Raw genomic sequence first — 18593 nt, 5'->3', positions numbered from 1 at the left:
CAGGGGTTCCGTTGTTGTGCGTTCTCCGCTTTAGGCGCGCCCGGAGCCTCAATAGCACTGGGTGATCGACCAGATGCGGTCGAAACGGCGCGCCTTCAGATCTTCTTTGGTGATGTAGAAGTAGAGGTGTCCGCAGTCGCCAAACATCAGCTCGAAGTCGCCGCACTCCACCGTGTCCAGCTGGAAGAGCAGCATCCAGCGGTCGTGGGCGGTCTCTTCCGACTGCTTGCGGATGGCGGGCGGGATCTCGGCCCAGCCCTCGGGGGTACCCAGATAATAGCCCTGGGCGGCCAGATCACACTCGAGGAACATCGTGCTCTGGATTACATGGGGCCATCCCAGCAGCTGGGAGCAGGACTGCGGCCCCTCCGCATCCGTTCCGGTCAGGGCTTCCCAGGCGGCGGTGAAGGTGTCATCGTACACCGCGTCCGGCCACACGGTGGAAAAGTCGTCCCAGGAGGGATAGGTGGTCTGACGGCTGGGCTTGATTTTGACCATGGGGAAGTGGAAGTCGGGGTCCAGCTCCGCGGGAAAATCCGCAGCGGCCAGTTTGGAGGCGTCCTCAAACCAGTAGACGCGGGCACAGCCCCGGTCCCTCGGGTCATAGCCCCAGCGCTGGCTCTCCAGCTCGTAGAAAAAAGAGAGCAGGCCGTGGTCGGGCAGCCGATGGGCGGTATCGTACGGGGCCAGATCCGCGCAGTTGAGCTGCGCCAGGAAGGCCAGAGGGCGGCTGGCGAGCACATGCGCGTGATCTCTCCCCTCGTAGGTGGGCCACACAAAATCCGGCGGCACATCCGGCCGCCCGCCGAAGCGGGTGGCGCCCGGCTGGTACGTCTCCGCGCCGGCGATGTCCAAACCGATGCTGCTGAGAGCCATCGACTCCAGTTTTTCCTTGACGTTCATGGCAGTTCCTCCTTTACGGCGTCCTCCGATCCCATCCATTCAGCCGGTGAGCCGGCAGAATTGGCAGGGGTTTTGGTTGGATTGTGGCTAGTATACCATCGGAACGGTTCGATAAAAAGGACTTTTATGAGAGGACGGAAGGCGCTCCGTTTTCGCGGTGGTCCTCCTTGGGCTTCATGCCCCAGAACACCGCATTCATCAGGATGACAATGAGCAGGACCAGGGACATGGCGACCCAGAAACCCATGTCGATCCCGAACAGGGAAGTGCATCCAAACAGGTCCATCCACAGTTTCGACCAGATCATAAAACATTCCTCCCAACATCAAAGCAATTCGCCGTAGTGGCGTACATAGGCTTTTTTCAGGCTGGTGGCCAGTACCATATAGAGCAGGATACAGGGGATCAGATAGGCAAAGTAGGCTCCCGGCAGGGCCACAAATCCCAGTACCGCGCCGAAGGGGGTGAAGGGGATGATGGTCAGCACGGCGATGCCGGTCAGGGTGAGCAGGGTCAGGGGGGCGGAGGCCCGGCTCTGGAGGAAGGGCAGCTTGGGGGTGCGGATCATGTGGATGACCAGGGTCTGGCTCCACATGGATTCCACGAACCACCCCGCCTGGAAGAGGCCGATGTACTTGGCCTGCATCAGGGCCAGCTCCGCGCCGCTGAAGTGGTTGGCCAGGTCGTTGAAGAGCACGCCGCCGGAGACGAACAGGGGGCAGAACACAAAGTACATGAAGAGATAGGTGGTGAAATCGAAGATGGAGCTGGTGGGCCCGAGCCAGAGCATGAAGTTGCCCACGCTGGAGGCGTCCCACTTCCGGGGCCTGGCGATGAACTCCTCGTCCACATTGTCCCAGGGAATGGCGGTGCAGGACAGGTCGTAAATCAGATTGAGGAAAATGAGGTGTACGCTCATCATGGGCAGGAAGGGCAGCAGGGCGGAGGCGGCCAGCACCGAGAACATGTTACCGAAGTTGGAGGAGGCGGTCATCTTGATGTACTTGATCATGTTGGCGTAGGTCTTGCGCCCCTCGATGATGCCCTGCTCCAGGACCATCAGATCCTTCTCCAGCAGGATGATGTCCGCCGACTCCTTGGCCACATCCACCGCGGTGTCCACCGAGATGCCGATGTCGGCGGCCTTCATGGCGGCGGCGTCGTTGATGCCGTCCCCCATAAAGCCCACGGTGTGCCCGTTTTCCCGCAGCACCGAGACCACCCGGGCCTTCTGGTCGGGGGTGAGCTTGGCAAAGACGTCGGTGGACTCGGCGGCCCGGGCCAGCTCCTCATCGCTCATGGCGTCCAGGTCGGAGCCCAGCAGCATGTTGCGCACCTTCAGCCCCACCTGCTTGCAGATGGTGCGGGTCACCTTGTCGTTGTCGCCGGTGAGGATCTTGGTGGTCACGCCGTGGTGCTTCAGGGCCCGGATGGCGTCCGCCGTGGACTCCTTGGGCGGGTCCAGGAAGGCCAGGTAGCCGATGAGCACCATATCCCGCTCGTCCTTGACCCCGAAGGCCCCCACGGGGGAGGGATTGCTCTTCTGGGCGATGACCAGCACCCGGAAGCCCTTGTCGTTGAGGCCGTCCACCGTCTCCAGAATCCGCTGGCGCACCTCGCCGGTCAGGGGCTGGACGGCGCCGTCACACTCGGCGAAGGAGCAGATGGAGAGCATCTCCTCCACAGCGCCCTTGGTCACCATCTGGGTCTTTCCGGAGCGGTCCTGCACTACGGTGCTCAGCCGCCGCCGGGCAAAGTCAAAGGGGATCTCGTCCACCTTCACATAGTGCTCCGACAGATCCACCAGCCGGGGGTCCTCCGCCTCGGCCTCCTCAGTTTTGCGGATGATGGCCAGGTCCATGAGGTTCTTGTAGCCGGTCTGGAAATAGCTGTTGAGGTAGGCGTGGCGCAGCACCCGGGTGTCGTCCTCGCCGTTGACATTGAGGTGGTACTCCAGCACCACCTGGTCCTGGGTCAGGGTGCCGGTCTTGTCGGTGCACAGGATGTCGATGGCGCCGAAGTTCTGGATGGAGTTGAGGTTCTTGACGATGGTCTGCTTTTTGCTCATGGATACCGCGCCCTTGGCCAGGCAGGTGGTCACGATCATGGGCAGCATCTCCGGCGTCAGGCCCACGGCGATGGAGATACCGAAGAGGAAGGCGTCCAGCCAGTCCCCCTTTGTGGTGCCGTTGATGAGAAAGACCAGGGGGACCATCACCAGCATAAAGCGGATGAGCACCCAGGACACGGCGTTGACGCCCTTGGTGAAGCTGGTCTCGGTGGCCTCGCCCGCCACCGCGGAGGCCATGGAGCCGAAGAGGGTGTCGTCGCCCACGCAGACCGCCACGGCCAGGGCGCTGCCGGAGACCATGCTACTGCCCATAAAGGCGATGTCGGTGTAGTCGGTGATGCTCTCCTGGGGCTGGTTGGCCTGGGGCTGTTTTTCCACCGGCTCGCTCTCGCCGGTGAGGCTGGCCTGGCTGATGAACAGGTCTTTGGCCTCCAGGATGCGCACGTCGGCGGGGATCATGTCCCCGGCGGACAGGTGGACCAGGTCGCCAACCACCAGCTCGTCCATGGGGATCTCCACATGCTCCTGGCCCTTGCGGGTCACCGTGCAGGTGGTGGTGATCATGGCCAGCAGCTTTTCCGCCGCGCTGCCACTGCGGGACTCCTGGACAAAGCGGAGGGTCCCGGAGATGAATACCATGGTCAGGATAATGACCACCGTCAGACAGTCAAAGTCCTCCGGCACGCTGCCGAACAGGGAGAGGCTGGGGAACACCATGTCCGTCATGGTGGAGACCAGGGCCAGACAGAGTAGAATGGCGGTAAAGGGATTGACAAAGGCCCCCGCCAGCCGCCGGGGCAGGGATTTTTTCTTCTCGTGGGTCACCTTGTTGCTGCCGTATTTGGCGCGGCTGGCGGCGACGGCCTCCGGGTCCAGTCCGCTCAGCGGAGCGCGCAGCTCCCGCAGAAGGGTGTGGACCGGGGCGGTCGCCGCGGCCTGAATGCGGCGGTTCTGCTCGTCGCGGAGGACCGCCTGCTGCGCCGAGCGGCGCGTTTCGATTCGATTCATAGTTTCTTACCTCCTTGTGTGTGTGCAAGGCGGTACAGGCGATGGGAGTCAGAACTCCACGCATAGGGCACTGTACCGATCTTCGGGGTTTGCCGTCCGGATCCATGGCGTTCCCTCCTTTTGTTCGTCCTGCATGAGTATAAAAAAACCGCAAGAAAAATCACATGGTCAAAACCTTGCGATTTTCTTGCGATTTGGTCAGAATTTGCACTTACAGCTTGTCGCTGAATTTGTACCCGATGCCCCAGATGGTGAGGATGTACTCCGGCGCGTCGGGATTGGGCTCGATTTTCTTCCTTAGTTTTCGGATGAAGGCCATGATGTTGCTGTCGTCCAGCAGGTAGTCGCTCTCCCACACAGCCTGATAGATCTGCTCCTTGGTAAAGACCTCGCCCCGGTTGCGGGCCAGAAAATACAGGATGTCAAACTCCTTGGGCGTCAGGGAAATTTCCACCCCGTCCCGGCTCACTCTGCGCAGCCGCAGGTCGATGGAGAGGCCGCCGCAGCGGAGCAGATCGTCCGCCGCCCCGGGCTCCCGCTCGCCCAGCTCCAGCATGAGGGACTCTGTGCTGCCGTTCATCAGGTCCCCCAGCCCCTCCAGAAGGTCCTGGGCGGAGCGGGAGGGGGGAGCGGTGCGGAGGGCGTCGGAGAGCCAGCGCGCCAGAGGGAAATCCAGTGTGAGAAAGCCGATGTGTTTTTTCATCCCAGATTCCTCCTCTCTTACAGCAGCTCGCGATGGCGGCGGATATACCAGCCCTTGGCCAGCGTCACCCAGAAGAGATACAGCAGGACGACAACGGGCAGGAAGGCAAAATAGACGGGCGGCAGCGGGGTGAGGCCCATCAGGCGGCCCGCCGGGGTGAAGGTCAGAATGGTAAAGCACAGGGTGCCCAGCAGGGTGACCCACATCACGGGGCGGGAGGGCCTGCTTTGCAGCAGCGGCAGCTTCGGCGTGCGCAGCAGGTGCAGGATCAGCACCTGGGTCCACATGGATTCCAGGAACCACCCGGTCTGGAAGAGGGCGATAAAGGACAGCTCCCGGCCGCTCCCCACCAGGGAGGAAAAGCTTCCGCCGCACACCGCGGGGCAGAGCACGAAGAACAGATAGGAAAAGGTCAGGATGTCAAAGACCGAGCTGATGGGGCCGAAAAAGCGCATGAAACGGCCCAGCGTCCGCCCGGACCACTCCAGCGGCCGGGAGCAGGTCTCCTCGTCCACCTGGTCCCAGGGGAGGACCAGACACAGGATATCATAGAGAAGATTCAGCAGCAAGAGCTGCAGCGACGTCATGGGGAAAAAGGGCAGAAAGACGCTGGCGACCACGATGGAGAGGATGTTGCCGAAATTGGAGGAGGCCGTGATCTTGATGTACTTGGACACGTTGGCAAAGGCCCTCCGCCCCTCCTGGATCCCCTCTTCCAGCACATTCAGGTCCTTTTTCAGCAGGATCACATCGGCGCCTTCCTTGACGGCCTCCGCCGCGGTGTCCACGGAGATACCCACGTCAGCCTCCACGATGGCGGGCAGGTCGTTCATGCCGTCCCCCAGAAAGCCCACCGTGTGTCCGTTGGCCCGGAGGTGCTGCACGATCTGCACCTTCTGTCTGGGAGAGAGCTCCGCAAACAGGGTGGTACGTTCCAGCCGCAGGGGAAGTTCCTCTTCACTCAGCTCCTCCAGCTCCCGGCCGGTCAGCGTCTGCGCGGTGTCGATGCCCAGCCGACGGCAGATGGAGAGCGCAATGTCCCGGTGGTCGCCGGTCAGCACCCGCACGCCCACGTGGAGCTGCTGCAGCTTTTGGATGGCTCCGGCGGCGCTCTCCTTGGGGGCGTCAAAAAAGGCCAGATAGCCCAGCAGGATAAAATCGTGCTCCGCGTCCGGCGACAGCGTGTTTTCCTTCAGCGGCTTGTAGGCCACCGCCAGTACCTTCATCCCGTCCTCCAGCATCTCATCCACAATGGCGCGGACGCTGGCCATCCCGTCGCCGGATATGGCGTGGCGCGCCCCCTTGTACTCCACGCGGCTGCACCGGCGGCACACCTCGTCGATGCTGCCCTTGATGAGGAGCAGGTTTTCCTCCCCGTGCCCCACCAGAACGCTGGCAAACCGCCGCTCGTAGTCAAAGGGCAGCTCGTCCAGTTTGGGATGCTGCCCGGCCAGTGCCTGAAAATACGGCTCCCGGCCCGGCATCTCCGGACAGCGCAGAATGGCGCTGTCCAGATGATTGCGGACCCCCGTGTGATAGAGACTGTTCAGGTAGGCAAAGTCCAGAACGGTCTGGCTCTCGTTGCCCAGAATGTCCAGATAATATTCCAGCGTGATCTGGTCGCCGGTCAGGGTGCCGGTTTTGTCCACACACAGGATGTCCATGCTGCCGAAGCCCTGCATGGCGTTGAGGTTCTTCACCACCGTCTGCTTTTTTCCCATGGCCGCGCTGCCCTTGGCGAGGCAGGCGTTGATGACCATGGGGAGCATTTCCGGCGTCAGTCCCACGGCCACCGACAGCGCGAACAGGAATGCGGAGACCCAGTCGCCCTTGGTCAGGCCGCAGGCGATCAGTACCACCGGGACCAGGACCGCCATGAAGCGGATGAGGACCCAGGCGATGGAGTTGGCGCCCCGGTCGAACCCGTTTTTCCGAGAAAATTCCGCCGCGGCAAAGCCGCCGTAGACGGTGTCCTCGCCCACGGCCAGAACCACGCCCTCGCCGCTGCCGCCGGTGAGGGCGGAGCCCAGAAAGACCAGGTTGCGGTACTCGGAATAGGAGCGTGCCTGCCCCGGGGGGAGTGTACCGGCGTCTTTTTCCAGAATCTCACTCTCGCCCGTGAGGACCGACTGGGAGACGAACAGGTCCTTGGCGACGGTCAGCCGGATATCCGCCGGAACACGGTCTCCGGCGGACAGGCGCACCAGATCGCCTACCACCAGCTCGGTGGAGGAGACCCGGGTCCACGTTCCGTTTCTGCACACCAGCACGGTGGAGGCGATCATCCCGGTCAGGCGGTCCGCGGTGCGTTTTGCCCGCAGCTCCTGGGTGAACCGCACCGCGCCGCTGGTGAGCAGCATACACAGAATGATGGCGACCGTGGTGATGTTGCGGCTGAAATTGGATGCCAGGACCACATCGGTCAAAAAGGAAATGCACGCCAGCACAAAGAGAATGATGGTAAACGGGTTCAGAAAGGCACGCCTCAGGCGATACCATACGGTATCTGCCCCCCGGCCGGACAGGGTGCTTTTGCCGTACCGGGCCCGACTCTCCTCCACCTGCTCGTCGCGGTATCCTTGATCGGAAATCTGAAAATCCCGGAACAGCGTGTCGATGTCCATGTATGCGTAATCCAGTACACGCCGATGGGCGATCGGATTTGGTTTCATTGCCTCACCTCCGCAGGGTCCTTCTATCATACCATAGAATCCGCCGGCTGCGCGGGAGGAAGTCCTTGCTTTTTTCTTGCTTTCGGTTCCGGAAAAGGGGGCGGTTGCCGGTCGGGAGGCGCTATGTTATGATAAGGGATACTTACCGCGGCCAACCAAACCGGACTTCACAAACAGAATGGAGAACGACATGAGAGAAGTAGATCCCCAAAGCACCTCCCGGGCGCTGGCCTTTGAACTCTGGAGGAAGGCCCCCATGCCCATGGTGACCCTGATGAAAACCCTGGATGTGACGCCGCTGGTGCGCCTGAGCCGGAAACGGAATTACAAATTCAACATGCTCCTGTGCTGGTGCATCGGAAAGGTGGCCACCCGGGACGGCGGCATCGCCACCTGCGATATTCCTGTTTCCGAGGACCTGGAGCAGTTTGACCGGGACTATCGGAAACTCACCGGGCAGGTCCGGGAAAGCGGAGAGAGCTATGAGCTGGGCGAGGACTATATGGTCATCGGCACCTCCGCCCTGGCCGGATATGAGATTGACGGCGCGGTGAACATCTATGCCGGATGCTACAACAACCCCTTCCTCATCTGGGGCAAGTACCGGAACAAATGGCTGCGCGCCACGCTTCCGGTGTCCTTCCAGTTCCATCACACTCAGATGGACGGCATCCCGGCGGCGGAATTTCTGGAGCGGCTGCAGCGGGAGATCCGCCAAATTTAAAATTCTCCTGTGTCCAGCGAGCGGGCAGACAAAAGCAAGCCTCCCGGACGGTGATTCTTTGAAAACCACAGTCTGGGAGGCTTTATGTTTGCCGCGTGCCCTTTCGCAGCATCTGCACGGTAATGGCCACGATCACCGCATAAATCAAACCGCTGGAAACGGCGGACAGCGGGAGCATGGCGTTTTCATCCGCCGTTGTCCGCTTCACCATGATCAACGTGTTTTGCAGTGTCAGGATGGCCACCAGTGCGTCAATGAAATTGACCGTTCGCAGCTCCGCCACCAGAAGATTACCTCCGGACCTGCGCCGCTGCCGACGAATATGGATGGAGGACATAGTGATTTTCCAGGTGGTATAGACCGCCATGGAAATGGCCGGGATCAGGCCCATGGATACCGGCTTATCCAGCACCACCATCATGGAGATGGGCAGAATCAGCGCCAGATTCAGCATCAGCAACAGTACCACACTGATGAGAAAGGTCCGGCGGCGGCAGCGGTCCTGTTCCGCTTGGCCCCGCGTCCGGTTCCGGTGCTCTGTGAGAAGGACCATGCCCCGAATCACCATGAGCAGAAGGTAGAAGATACCGATGCTCCCGTGCCAGACCGAGCCATAGCAAAGGCCCAGGAATCCATTGTAAACGGCAAAAAGCGCCGTACAGACAAAGGACACAGCGGAGCTCATCAGGGTCTGGTAAATATAATCCTCCCGCCATGTCCGCAGAAAGCGTGCGATCCTGCCGTTATGTCTCATCGCGTCCATCCCTGGGCCGCGCGCAGGACTCGATGATGTGGGCGATCATCTCCACCTCGTCCGCGCAGTCCTGCCGCAGCCACTCCTTGACGATCGCCATGATGCCCTCCACATAATAGGCCATGTAGTAGGGGCGGTGGGCGGCAGGGACTTCAAAGCGCTCCAGAATAGGCCCGAGGATCTGCTGTTTGAGCTCCCCGTATCGGGTGTGAGCCCTCATACTGCCCGGGTTCCGGAAGGCCGCCCGGTAGACCTTTTTGTTGTCCCGGATGAAGCGGAGATAGGGAAGGAGATAGTCCCGGGTGACCAGGACCAGATCCTCCCGTTCCCTTGTCCCCATGTCCCCCAGGACCTCCTCTTCCCGCTGGGGAAAATAGGAGCGGAATCGCTGGTTGACCATCTCCAGGGTCTCGTTTACCAGGTCGGAAATGGTCTCATAGTGCAGGTAAAAGGTGGAGCGGTTCACGCCGGCCTGGCGGCAGAGCTCTTTCACCGTGATGTATTCCAGGTCCTTTTCCTCCAGAAGAGCCAGGAGTGCCTCGTCCATCCGAAGGGCGGTATTGAAGTATTTGCTTTCCGACTTGTTCATCTGCCGCCCTCCTGCTGCTTTAGTCGGCCGATTCGCTGATTTCCCGGGCCAGCTGCATGATCTCAAAGGCGTACTTTTCCTTGCCGGTCCGGAGAAGCTTCTTGTAAATGGGATAGTTCAGGCCCACGCCGACGATGCCCAGAACGCCCAGAACAATTCCGGCGCCCGTCATCAGGACGCCGCCCCCGCCGATCACCTGCATGGAGAGGCACATCCCCAAACCGAGGACCAGGGCCATCCCGATCCCGAAGCCGTAGGCGAAGAGGGTCGCCGCGCGCTTTGCTTTCCAATCCAGCTTTCTCAGCGCGACGACCTTGGAGGTGTCTTTGGGGGCGTACTCATTGGCGATGGCTTCCGCAAAAATTTTATCCGTGTTCATGATGATCTCCTCTTATGATCCATTCTTTGCAGCTGCTGATAAGATCATAAGGGATACGGGGCGAAAAGAGAACGACACCTGCGGGCCTTTGTGCTGATTTCTGAGGTTTATCCTTTTTTCCGTGTCAAACAAATTCCGACGATGGCCGCGATCAGGACAATGGGAGCCAGCCGGACAAAGAGCCATTCAAATGCGTGAAAAACGGTGCCTGCAACGGCAAGCTCCGGATCGTGAAAATCCCAACCCAGATAGGGACTGTTAACGACCGCTAGGGCGGCAAATACTGCCACGATGACCGCGCAGCATGCGATCAGCGACCAGTGAAGTACTGTTCTCCTGAGTGCCTTTCTCCGCGCAAACTGCAAATTGATGATCTCCAGTTTTTCGGAGAGCGCTTTGACCGCATCCACCTCGGACTCCGCTACCGGTTCGCCAAGCAGCGTGCTCACGGGAGTCTCCAGAGCCTCCGACAGAGCGATGAGCAGATCGGAATCCGGGACGGACAGTCCGGTATCACATAGTTAAAGATATTGGTGTCATTCAATCAATCTTGCCGATAAAGCGGTAGAAGATTTCTACCTCCTGTTCCCTGCTTCCGTCCTCACCTTTGACCGCTTCATGGACAACGATTTTTTCAATCAGCGTATTCAAAAGTTCGGCGGTCAGTTCCGTTGGATTGACGCACTCTTTCATCAAGGCAATCCATTTTTCTGCGTCTGCGGCGTTCTGGCTTTCAGTGGTGATAGCGGATTGAAGCCGCTCAATCTTTTCGTCCAGTTCAGCCTGTTCGCTTTGGTACTTCCCGGACAGCATAGAGAAGTTGTATTCCGTGATACGCCCCGCCGCCCAGTCCTCATACATCCGGGCAAACAAAGTATCGACTTCGGCTTTTCGCTTCTCTGCCTTTTTCAGTTCTGCGGCCTGCTTCTTTCTTGCGGCGGCCTGTCCCTTATCAGTGGCATTTAACAGCCGCTTCAAGAGCCGTTCTTCATCATGTTGTACCAGTCCCGACCAGTATTGCAGACGGGAGAGGACATAGGCATAAAGCACATCATAACGGATATAGTGCATGGAGCATTGGCGTGTGCCCTGCCCGTACTTGCTACAATGATAATGGCCGTAAGGCTTGCTGTTCTGCCTGTTCTCCCCATAGGACAGCGACCAGCCGCAATCCGCACATTTTACCAATCCGGAAAAAATCTGCGTTGTACCATCCTTGCACTTCCTGCGGCGGTTTGCTATCTGCTCCTGTACCTGCCGGAAAACCTGCTCGCTGATAATCGGCTCCTGCGTGTTCTCCACCCGCACCCATTCACTTTGGGGCTTGCGTACCCTCCGCTTGTTCTTAAAGGAAATATTTGTTTCCCGGTAGTGGATGGTATGGCCGATATAGGTTTCATCTTTCATAATGCTCTTGACCTGCGCTATCGTCCATGCGTAGCTTTTTTCCTCCGGTGCACCCGCATAGATGTTTGCGAAAGTCCCGTCACGCTGGAAGTTGATAAATCCCGGCGTGGGAACCTTTTCCGCAATCAGTATTCTTGTGATACTGGCCGCCCCTCTGCCATGAATGGCAAGGTCAAAAATCTTCTCCACTATCCAGCGGGTTTCCTCGTCGATTATCAGCTTGTTTTTGATTTCCGGGTGTTTCCTGTACCCGATGGGAGCATAGGCGCCGATACGCTGTCCTGTGGCAAACTTCGCTTTGAAAGCGGCCTTTACCTTGCGGCTCGTATCTTTCGCAAACCACTCATTGAACAGGTTTTTGAACGGGACAAAATCGGAAAGCCCTTTTTCTGTGTCCTCATTCTCCGCAACGGCGATGTAGCGCACCCGTTTTTCCGGGAACAGAAATTCCAGATAGTAGTCCATCATCACATGTTCCCGCCCGAAACGGGAAAGGTCTTTCGTGACAATGCAGTTTACTTTTCCGGCTTCCATATCGTCCATCATGCGCTGAAAATCCGGGCGTTCAAAGTTCGTCCCCGACCAGCCATCGTCCACATACTCACCGACTACATGAAGCCCCTGTTCCTTTGCGTACTGTTGCAGGATTGTCCGCTGTGTTTCAATGCTTACGCTGTCACCATAGTTTTCATCGTCCCGGCTCAATCTCATATAAAGCGCCGTGTTGTAAATCGTAGTATTGTAAGGTTGTTTCACCGTTAAAAATCCTCCTTCTAAAGAAACAACCCACGCTTACAATACTTTTGCTCTATGGCAATTATATCATAAGCGTGGGCGTGTTATCAATGATGGGCTATCAGGTTGAAGCGGCTTTTTCTGCGGTATGCCGCACCACATCTACAATCAGATCACCGAGGGGCTTCCCGACTGCGGCGAAGTGTTCGGAGATTTTTATACGGTTGTTCCCACATACAAAATACTGCGTCCCGTTCTCTGTTCGTATGACCTGCCCTGTCCGGGGTGTAAAAATATCGCTTTCGCTTTTTGCCATCCAGTGTCCTCCATATTCAGTTTTCAAGGTACAATGCCGCACAGGGGCGGCGAAAATTTCTGCTTATATCTATCACCTTTCCTTTGCCGTGTGCCGCTGCTGCCGTTTCAGTTCCGCCAGTATATCCGGCGGGATACGGTCAACCAGCCTCTGTAAATTGTCCAGTTCGCTTTTCAGCTTTGCCCGTTCCATCGTATCTTTCATCTTGCCTTTTTCACTGGCCTTTGCTCTTGCTTCCAACTTCTCATTCTCCGCCAACAGGTCATTGATTGTGACCTTGTACTTTTTCAACTGCCCGGAGAAGTTTTCCATCTGCGGGAACCACTTTTTCAGCATGGAAAGGGCTTCCTCTTTTTTCTTTCCGGCGTTCAGCGGGTTAATGCCGTCAAGGGCGGCTTCAATGGCTCTGGCCTGTTTGGAGAGGGAAACCGCCTGTTTGAAAAGCCGGGTGGGGATATGCTTCCGGCCTGTCTTGCTGGCGCTTTCCCCACGCTCCAAGTCAGGATATTTCTCCACCATATAGGCGTGAAAATCGTCCTGCCACTTCGTCAGGTTTGCCCGGTTGCCGATAATCTCCTTTGCACACAGGCGGTTGTCCTTTGTCAGCGGAACAAAGGTCAAATGCAGGTGGGGCGTTTTCTCGTCCATGTGTACCACCGCCGACACGATATTTTCCCGTCCTACCCGGCCAATGAGGAAAGCCGCCGCCCTCTGGAAAAACGCCTGTATCTCCTTTGGGGATTTCCCCTTGAAAAACTCCGGGCTGGCAGTTACCAGTGTATCGACAAACCGTGTGCTGTCTTTCCTCGTCCGGCATCCGGCCTGCTCGATACGGCTCTGAATGAAGTGGTAATAGCGTCCCTCCGGCTTGACGATATGGAAGTTGTATTTACTCCGGCTTGTGTCAATGTCGGGATTGCTGGCATATTGTTCTTTCTGTCTTTCGTGATGGGCTTCCAGCGGCCTTGCCGGGTTGCCCTTGTGCTTCTCAAACCGCAAAATTGCGTGTTGTGCCATTCTGCTCCTTTCCCCATTCCTTTCCTATCCAGGGTTTTCCACAGGGAAAATCCCGCCAGAATTATCTCTGATACGATAGGAATGGAATGGATATAAATAAATCATTTTAATCTTTGTATTTCTATATACCGTCTGGTTTTCGTACTTCTCAAGATTGATTTCCGTACTTCAAGGGTACGGTTTTCAGTCCTCCGGCGTACCAGAACGGGATTTCTTGAAGTCGGTGTTTGGAACCGCTTCATAGGATTTTGGGAAAATGCGGTTGGGTTTTCCACAGCCCTGCTTCTGGATTTCCACCAGTCCGGCGTATTGCAGTTCCCGCAGGGTGTTCACCGCTTTTTGCCGCCCACAATGGAGCAATGTGACCACTTCACAGATAGGGAAATACAGGAAAATCCGTCCGCAGTCATCCGCCCACCCATTTTTGCGGGATAACTCTGTCCGGCGCAGAATAAAGGCATACAGAACCTTTGCCTCGTTGGACAGGAGCTTGAACGTGGGGGCTTCAAAGAGGAAATTCGGGAGCCGGGTGAAGCTGAACGCCCTTTCCGGCTGATGGATATAGATGGTATTTGTCATAGTGCGTTTTGTGGACGGTTAGAAGCCCGTTTTCCGGGGCGGGCGATACTTTATACCACCTGCCCCGGTTTGGGGCTTGCGAAGCCTGATAAATCAAGGCTTTTTTCGCTCCTAACTGTCCACAGCAGACCTCCTTTTCCGTTCACTTTCTGTTTTCTGCCGCCTGTGAACTCTGGCGGCACAGCCGGGACAGTATTTTGCCCGGTTGGATTTGGGGACGAACACACCGCCGCAGACCTCACAGCGTTTCAAGTCCTTATCCCGGAAAATCTCCGCTTCCAGCGTCCCGTCCAGCGGCAAGACCGCCCAGCGGAACCACTTACAGCAGACCGAGAAAGAAATCGTCTGCGGACAGGTGCAGGTGTCCCCATCGTCAAGGACAATGCAGTTGCCGTCCTCACAGCAACAGCACTCCCGGCGTATCAGGCTGGCCGCCTGTTTTCTCTGCGCCGGGGTCATGCGGTAAAGGGAACCGTCCGGCCTGCGTTCCAGCGGCGGCAAGTCTTTATAGGGGTTATCTCTCATGCGTTCCCTCCATTTTGCTTTCCGTTGCCGTTCTCCCCGAAAAGGTTTCCTGCCCCATTCCTGCGGCGTGTTCCGGCGTTGGCACGCTCCCCGCAACTTCGGGACATTTTGTCCCGAAGTCCGACTCCTTGCGGTGCTTCCCCAGCCTGGGTATTCCTTTTCGGACGGTCATTCTGTTTTCAAGGTGCCGTCCATCGATGAACTACCCTAAGTCTACACGAAAAAAATGCAATTCCCGGAATATTGCGAGAATTGCATTTTGATGAAGTTTACACTTTGGAAATTGCATTTTTGCAATCATTCTGTATAATGGAAGTATGCGGAGGAGGTGCGTATCTATGGCTTTACCCGGAACACCCGGACAGCGGATTTCCGATTTATGCAACGGGAACCACATCACACAAAAGGAACTTGCGGAGAAGATAGGCGTTTCCGCTTCCCAGTTGAGCCGCATTGTCAGCGGCGAAACAAGAACGGTCAGCAGTGATATTCTCATAGGTGTAGCAAAGGAATTTAAGGTATCGACAGACTACATACTGGGCTTGTCTACCGTGAGCGTTCGTAAAAGCTACGATATTTCTGAATTAGGCTTGTCCGAGGGAGCCGTGAGGGGGCTTGTGACGGGTGCTGTTGATGTGCAAATCCTCAACCGCCTGTTGGAACATAGGAATTTTCCTAAGCTGATAGATTTGATACGGATTTATTTTCAGGACACAGCGGCAAAAGGCATAACAGCAAGAAACCAGCTTATCGAGATGGCAACGGCTTCCCTGTCCGACCTGATGAAAGAACACCCGGAACACCGGGCGGAAGCAAAGCAGGATTTACAGCTTTTGAACGCCCAGAAGATGGGGGAACATGAGGCGGAGATTGAGAAAATCAAAAATGTGTTCCTTGCTATCCTGCGGGATATTAAGAAAGACATTGACAACGGGGAACAGCCGGGAGAAGCTGTGACCGCCGCGATGTTCCAAGCCATGCGGGACGCATTGGCGGAACAGAAGCAAAACCCGCTTTCCATTGACGATGTAACGGCGATGGTTGCCGGACAGATCGGACAGCTTGCACCGATGGATGAAGAAACTGCCGACCTGTTCAAGCAGTTGGCAAAAAAGATGATGAAAGGAATAGAATAATAGCCTGTTATTCGAGATAATAATATGCCATTAGTAAAGCATGACTACCCTGTTTTAGAGTACGATACCGCATCAAAAGCTGTTTTTCAGCCGGGAAATGGGAAAAAATGTTTTCCTGCAAAAGCAGTGTTTGCTTTTTTAGGAGACGAGGTTGAAAATTATGCACATACCCATGATGGAATACAGATAGATGAATTTGAAAGTGCAACAAGACGATATCCTATTTATGAATGTCTTTATAATCAGGAGAAAATATGTCTATGTCCGGCTCCTGTGGGAAGTGCTGCTGCCGTCCAAGTTTTAGAATATTTAATTGCAGGGGGTGTAACAAAGATTATTTCCGTCGGCTCCTGCGGCGTATTGGAAGACATCCCGGAAAATAGATTTTTGATACCTGTTTCTGCATTGAGAGATGAGGGAACATCTTACCATTATCTTCCTCCCTCCCGAGAAGTAGAGATTTCAAAGGCTGGTATAAATGCGATTGAATCTGCTTTAAGCCAAAAGAATATACCATATTGGGAAGTTAAAACATGGACAACAGACGGTTTTTATCGAGAAACAGTAGAAATGGTTCAGTATCGGAAAGAAGAGGGATGTCAAGTAGTAGAAATGGAATGTTCCGCATTGGCGGCGTGTGCAAAATTTAGAAAAGTTACATGGGCTATGCTGCTTTTTTCAGCCGATACTCTTGCAGACCCTCATAAATACCAAGAAAGAGAATGGGGAAAAACAAGTATATCCATAGCCTTAGAATTAGCCTTAGACGCTGTTTTATCAGTTGTTGAGGAGTAAAAATAAATACATATAGGAGTTACAATGAATATAAATGAATTTCCACAACAAGTAAATCAAGTTATTTCAATAGCAGAAACCATATTACAAGGTCAAATATTGGGGATATATTTATATGGTTCAGCAACAATGAATGGGCTGCGTCCAGATAGTGATATAGATATACTGATAATTACTAAACAAGAATTGAGTAATTCAATCAGAGCAGATCTAACAAAGCAATTATTGAAAATTTCTGGCTCCGTAGGCTGTATTGAAAAAAGACCTTTAGAGGTAACTATTATCAATCAATCTGATATTGTTCCGTTGCAATTTCCGCCAAAATGTCAGTATATGTATGGTGAATGGCTAAGGGGAGAGATGGAAGCAGGAGAATATCCGCAAGCCTGCAATGACCCAGATATAATGATTTTATTATGGCAAGCAAGAAAAAATAGCATAACTTTGAAGGGGGCGGAAAGCAAAGAGCTTATTCCCGCTATCCCATTTCACGAAATTAAAAAAGCAATTCGGTTTTCTTTACCTGGTTTGATTTCCAGCTTTAAGGGTGATGAAAGAAATGTGTTATTAACCTTATCACGAATGTGGTTTACTTTAGTAACAGAAGAAATCACGACAAAAGATGTTGCCGCAAAATGGGTAATTTTAAAATTGCCGGAGAGATTTCCCCCCCTGCTAACAACGGCAAAGGAAGCTTATTTGGGAAATTTGTCTGATGAATGGGAGACAGTAGAAAAGGAAGCGATGGCACTTGTAGAATATATGAAAAAACAAATTGAGGAATTACTTAGAACAGAGTAGCAAAGTTAGCGGGGCCAATCAACGGTCAAGATGAACGGCGCATAAATGCGCCGCCGTTGACAGTCCCGCCCGTCTTTGCTGATGGGCAATCAAGGCGGGAAAGCCCTAAAATGGCTTCCCGCCCATTTCAATCTTGAGAGAAGAAACGCTCCAAAATCAGAAAGAGAGCGGTAAATCTGAATTGCGAGGGAGAATGTAGATGAATCAAGGAAGAATTATTGTGATTACAGGTTCGCCGGGAACAGGAAAGACAACAACTGCGTCGATTGTCGCAAAAGAATCGAACATGGATAAATCTGTGCATATGCACACAGACGACTTTTTTCATTAGGCTCTGTCACAACAAATGGTTGATTTTTGACGAGAAATAGCGTATAATAATAGTAAGAAACAGTACCACCGAAGGAGGTAATTGGATATGCCTACTATCAAAGACGCATTAGATATTATCGGTAAGTTGACTGTCGCAGAGCAGGAAAGCCTTAAAACAATGCTTTTAAGTCCTGCCTTTGTAAAGTCTTTGAATATTGAAGATTTCGTAGCAAAGGAACGCTTTGCAAATGGTCGTGTATGCCCTCTTTGTGGCTGTATCCATGTGGTTCGCAATGGTCATCGTAAAGATGGCACACAGCGATATGTATGTAAGGATTGTGGCAAGTCCTTCGTGATTGCTACGAACTCCATTGTGTCTGGTACAAGAAAAGACTTGTCCGTGTGGGAGCAGTACATTGATTGTATGATGAATGGCTTATCCATTCGTAAGACTGCTGTTGCTTGTGGGATTCACAGAAACACCGCATTCCTTTGGAGACACAAGATTTTGGATGCACTTCAGAATATGGCAGACGATGTTACCCTTGACGGCATTATTGAGGCTGACGAAACTTTTTTCGCCATCTCGTACAAGGGCAATCATAGCAAGAGTAAGACATTTGCTATGCCACGCAAGGCTCATAAGCGTGGTCATTCTACACATATCAGAGGCTTGTCCCAAGAAAAGGTATGTGTTCCTTGTGCGGTTAATAGGAATGGCTTGTCTATCTCCAAGATTACGAATACTGGTAGAGTTTCTACAATAGATTTACATCATATTTATGATGGTAGGATTAAGACCAATTCCACTCTTGTTACGGACAAGATGAACTCCTATGTGAGATTTACAAATGCCAATGGCATTGACCTTGTGCAGTTAAAGACTGGCAAAGCCAAGAAAGGCATTTATAATATCCAACATATCAATAGCTACCATAGCCAGCTAAAGAGGTTTATGCGTGGCTTTAACGGTGTTTCTACCAAGTATCTGAACAACTATCTTGTGTGGAATAACCTTGTAAATTACGCCAAAGAAAGCGACATGGAGAAAAGGAACATCTTCTTAACTTTCGTTTTGGCAACATTGAAAACTGCTAAATGCAGAGATTTATCAAACAGACCAGCAGTTCCTCTGGTCGCCTAATTAGAATTTGTGGAGATGATAAG

Annotated in this window: 18 protein-coding genes and 2 pseudogenes; 6 read left to right on the top strand and 14 right to left on the bottom strand. The window is 54.4% G+C overall.

The genetic code is table 11. From position 1 onward, the window contains the following. Window positions 1-48 precede the first annotated feature (48 nt). The 5 genes from B5G43_RS01230 to mgtA (B5G43_RS01210) all read right to left on the bottom strand — a co-directional run bounded on the left by B5G43_RS01230 (window position 49) and on the right by mgtA (B5G43_RS01210) (window position 7357). Complete coding sequence (locus tag B5G43_RS01230; RefSeq protein WP_087258106.1) at window positions 49-903, bottom strand: YwqG family protein; 855 nt, start codon at window positions 901-903, stop codon at window positions 49-51. Window positions 904-1027: 124 nt separating this feature from the next. Continuing rightward, window positions 1028-1210 carry a hypothetical protein gene (locus tag B5G43_RS01225; protein WP_087258102.1) on the bottom strand — a complete coding sequence of 61 codons (183 nt, stop codon included), beginning with the start codon at window positions 1208-1210 and terminating at the stop codon, window positions 1028-1030. 18 nt (window positions 1211-1228) lie between these two features. Continuing rightward, window positions 1229-3982, bottom strand: a complete 2754-nt coding sequence (mgtA, locus tag B5G43_RS01220) for a magnesium-translocating P-type ATPase (protein ID WP_087258099.1) — start codon at window positions 3980-3982, stop codon at window positions 1229-1231. A 211-nt stretch (window positions 3983-4193) separates the two neighbouring features. Beyond that, window positions 4194-4685 (bottom strand): winged helix-turn-helix domain-containing protein, encoded by a 492-nt coding sequence (locus B5G43_RS01215; protein ID WP_087258097.1) that lies wholly within the window; start codon window positions 4683-4685, stop codon window positions 4194-4196. A gap of 17 nt (window positions 4686-4702) precedes the next feature. Then, window positions 4703-7357 carry a magnesium-translocating P-type ATPase gene (gene mgtA, locus B5G43_RS01210; RefSeq protein WP_242960413.1) on the bottom strand — a complete coding sequence of 885 codons (2655 nt, stop codon included), beginning with the start codon at window positions 7355-7357 and terminating at the stop codon, window positions 4703-4705. A gap of 190 nt (window positions 7358-7547) precedes the next feature. On the opposite strand from mgtA (B5G43_RS01210), the gene B5G43_RS01205 reads away from it, so the two are divergent. Beyond that, window positions 7548-8081 (top strand): CatA-like O-acetyltransferase, encoded by a 534-nt coding sequence (locus B5G43_RS01205; protein ID WP_087258091.1) that lies wholly within the window; start codon window positions 7548-7550, stop codon window positions 8079-8081. A gap of 82 nt (window positions 8082-8163) precedes the next feature. Here the strand turns inward: B5G43_RS01205 and B5G43_RS01200 are convergent, their stop codons facing one another. The 9 genes and pseudogenes from B5G43_RS01200 to B5G43_RS01160 form a co-directional block, all read right to left on the bottom strand. Next, window positions 8164-8766, bottom strand: coding sequence for a hypothetical protein (locus tag B5G43_RS01200; protein ID WP_158097322.1), 603 nt, complete (start codon window positions 8764-8766; stop codon window positions 8164-8166). Window positions 8767-8824: 58 nt separating this feature from the next. After that, entirely contained in the window at window positions 8825-9424 is a 600-nt protein-coding gene (locus B5G43_RS01195; protein WP_087258085.1) for a TetR/AcrR family transcriptional regulator, read from the bottom strand. 19 nt (window positions 9425-9443) lie between these two features. After that, a complete protein-coding gene (locus B5G43_RS01190; RefSeq protein ID WP_087258082.1) occupies window positions 9444-9803 on the bottom strand; it encodes a dihydropteridine reductase in 360 nt (119 codons plus the stop codon). Window positions 9804-9910: 107 nt separating this feature from the next. Next, window positions 9911-10312: pseudogene (locus B5G43_RS01185) on the bottom strand (transcriptional regulator); the annotation flags it as partial. Window positions 10313-10343: 31 nt separating this feature from the next. Continuing rightward, window positions 10344-11921, bottom strand: a complete 1578-nt coding sequence (locus B5G43_RS01180) for a recombinase family protein (protein WP_079861243.1) — start codon at window positions 11919-11921, stop codon at window positions 10344-10346. A 145-nt stretch (window positions 11922-12066) separates the two neighbouring features. After that, window positions 12067-12261: a hypothetical protein gene (locus B5G43_RS01175; protein ID WP_087258079.1), complete on the bottom strand. Its 195-nt coding sequence runs from the start codon at window positions 12259-12261 to the stop codon at window positions 12067-12069. A gap of 72 nt (window positions 12262-12333) precedes the next feature. After that, window positions 12334-13278, bottom strand: a complete 945-nt coding sequence (gene mobV, locus B5G43_RS01170) for a MobV family relaxase (RefSeq protein ID WP_087258076.1) — start codon at window positions 13276-13278, stop codon at window positions 12334-12336. A 183-nt stretch (window positions 13279-13461) separates the two neighbouring features. After that, window positions 13462-13857: a replication initiator protein A gene (locus B5G43_RS01165; RefSeq protein WP_087231432.1), complete on the bottom strand. Its 396-nt coding sequence runs from the start codon at window positions 13855-13857 to the stop codon at window positions 13462-13464. Between the two features lie 111 nt (window positions 13858-13968). Beyond that, window positions 13969-14382 (bottom strand): cysteine-rich VLP domain-containing protein, encoded by a 414-nt coding sequence (locus B5G43_RS01160; protein WP_002588751.1) that lies wholly within the window; start codon window positions 14380-14382, stop codon window positions 13969-13971. 338 nt (window positions 14383-14720) lie between these two features. On the opposite strand from B5G43_RS01160, the gene B5G43_RS01150 reads away from it, so the two are divergent. The 5 genes and pseudogenes from B5G43_RS01150 (at window position 14721) to B5G43_RS01130 (ending at window position 18570) form a co-directional block, all read left to right on the top strand. Beyond that, a complete protein-coding gene (locus tag B5G43_RS01150) occupies window positions 14721-15518 on the top strand; it encodes a helix-turn-helix transcriptional regulator (RefSeq protein WP_087231435.1) in 798 nt (265 codons plus the stop codon). Between the two features lie 24 nt (window positions 15519-15542). Beyond that, entirely contained in the window at window positions 15543-16313 is a 771-nt protein-coding gene (locus B5G43_RS01145; RefSeq protein WP_002578723.1) for a nucleoside phosphorylase, read from the top strand. A gap of 24 nt (window positions 16314-16337) precedes the next feature. After that, window positions 16338-17114, top strand: coding sequence for an aminoglycoside nucleotidyltransferase ANT(9) (gene ant(9) / locus B5G43_RS01140; protein ID WP_002578722.1), 777 nt, complete (start codon window positions 16338-16340; stop codon window positions 17112-17114). 199 nt (window positions 17115-17313) lie between these two features. Beyond that, window positions 17314-17442 (top strand): annotated as a pseudogene (locus B5G43_RS01135) (zeta toxin family protein); the annotation flags it as partial. Between the two features lie 90 nt (window positions 17443-17532). Further along, window positions 17533-18570, top strand: a complete 1038-nt coding sequence (locus B5G43_RS01130) for an IS1595-like element ISSag10 family transposase (protein WP_058962567.1) — start codon at window positions 17533-17535, stop codon at window positions 18568-18570. Window positions 18571-18593: the final 23 nt, after the last annotated feature.

The sequence above is a fragment of the Flavonifractor sp. An92 genome (genome assembly GCF_002159175.1).
GTDB lineage: Bacteria > Bacillota > Clostridia > Oscillospirales > Oscillospiraceae > Pseudoflavonifractor_A.
Note: the sequence above shows the minus strand (reverse complement) of the source record. Positions and strands in the feature narration are given on the sequence as shown.

Coding starts and splice junctions, on each gene's coding strand:
- B5G43_RS01200 (WP_158097322.1), bottom strand. CDS start 8,766: ATGAGCTCCGCTGTGTCCTTTGTCTGTACGGCGCTTTTTGCCGTTTAC.
- B5G43_RS01180 (WP_079861243.1), bottom strand. CDS start 11,921: ATGAGATTGAGCCGGGACGATGAAAACTATGGTGACAGCGTAAGCATT.
- B5G43_RS01225 (WP_087258102.1), bottom strand. CDS start 1,210: ATGATCTGGTCGAAACTGTGGATGGACCTGTTTGGATGCACTTCCCTG.
- B5G43_RS01145 (WP_002578723.1), top strand. CDS start 15,543: ATGCCATTAGTAAAGCATGACTACCCTGTTTTAGAGTACGATACCGCA.
- B5G43_RS01175 (WP_087258079.1), bottom strand. CDS start 12,261: ATGGCAAAAAGCGAAAGCGATATTTTTACACCCCGGACAGGGCAGGTC.
- mgtA (WP_242960413.1), bottom strand. CDS start 7,357: ATGAAACCAAATCCGATCGCCCATCGGCGTGTACTGGATTACGCATAC.
- B5G43_RS01130 (WP_058962567.1), top strand. CDS start 17,533: ATGCCTACTATCAAAGACGCATTAGATATTATCGGTAAGTTGACTGTC.
- B5G43_RS01190 (WP_087258082.1), bottom strand. CDS start 9,803: ATGAACACGGATAAAATTTTTGCGGAAGCCATCGCCAATGAGTACGCC.
- mgtA (WP_087258099.1), bottom strand. CDS start 3,982: ATGAATCGAATCGAAACGCGCCGCTCGGCGCAGCAGGCGGTCCTCCGC.
- B5G43_RS01150 (WP_087231435.1), top strand. CDS start 14,721: ATGGCTTTACCCGGAACACCCGGACAGCGGATTTCCGATTTATGCAAC.
- B5G43_RS01215 (WP_087258097.1), bottom strand. CDS start 4,685: ATGAAAAAACACATCGGCTTTCTCACACTGGATTTCCCTCTGGCGCGC.
- B5G43_RS01165 (WP_087231432.1), bottom strand. CDS start 13,857: ATGACAAATACCATCTATATCCATCAGCCGGAAAGGGCGTTCAGCTTC.
- B5G43_RS01195 (WP_087258085.1), bottom strand. CDS start 9,424: ATGAACAAGTCGGAAAGCAAATACTTCAATACCGCCCTTCGGATGGAC.
- B5G43_RS01205 (WP_087258091.1), top strand. CDS start 7,548: ATGAGAGAAGTAGATCCCCAAAGCACCTCCCGGGCGCTGGCCTTTGAA.
- B5G43_RS01160 (WP_002588751.1), bottom strand. CDS start 14,382: ATGAGAGATAACCCCTATAAAGACTTGCCGCCGCTGGAACGCAGGCCG.
- mobV (WP_087258076.1), bottom strand. CDS start 13,278: ATGGCACAACACGCAATTTTGCGGTTTGAGAAGCACAAGGGCAACCCG.
- B5G43_RS01230 (WP_087258106.1), bottom strand. CDS start 903: ATGAACGTCAAGGAAAAACTGGAGTCGATGGCTCTCAGCAGCATCGGT.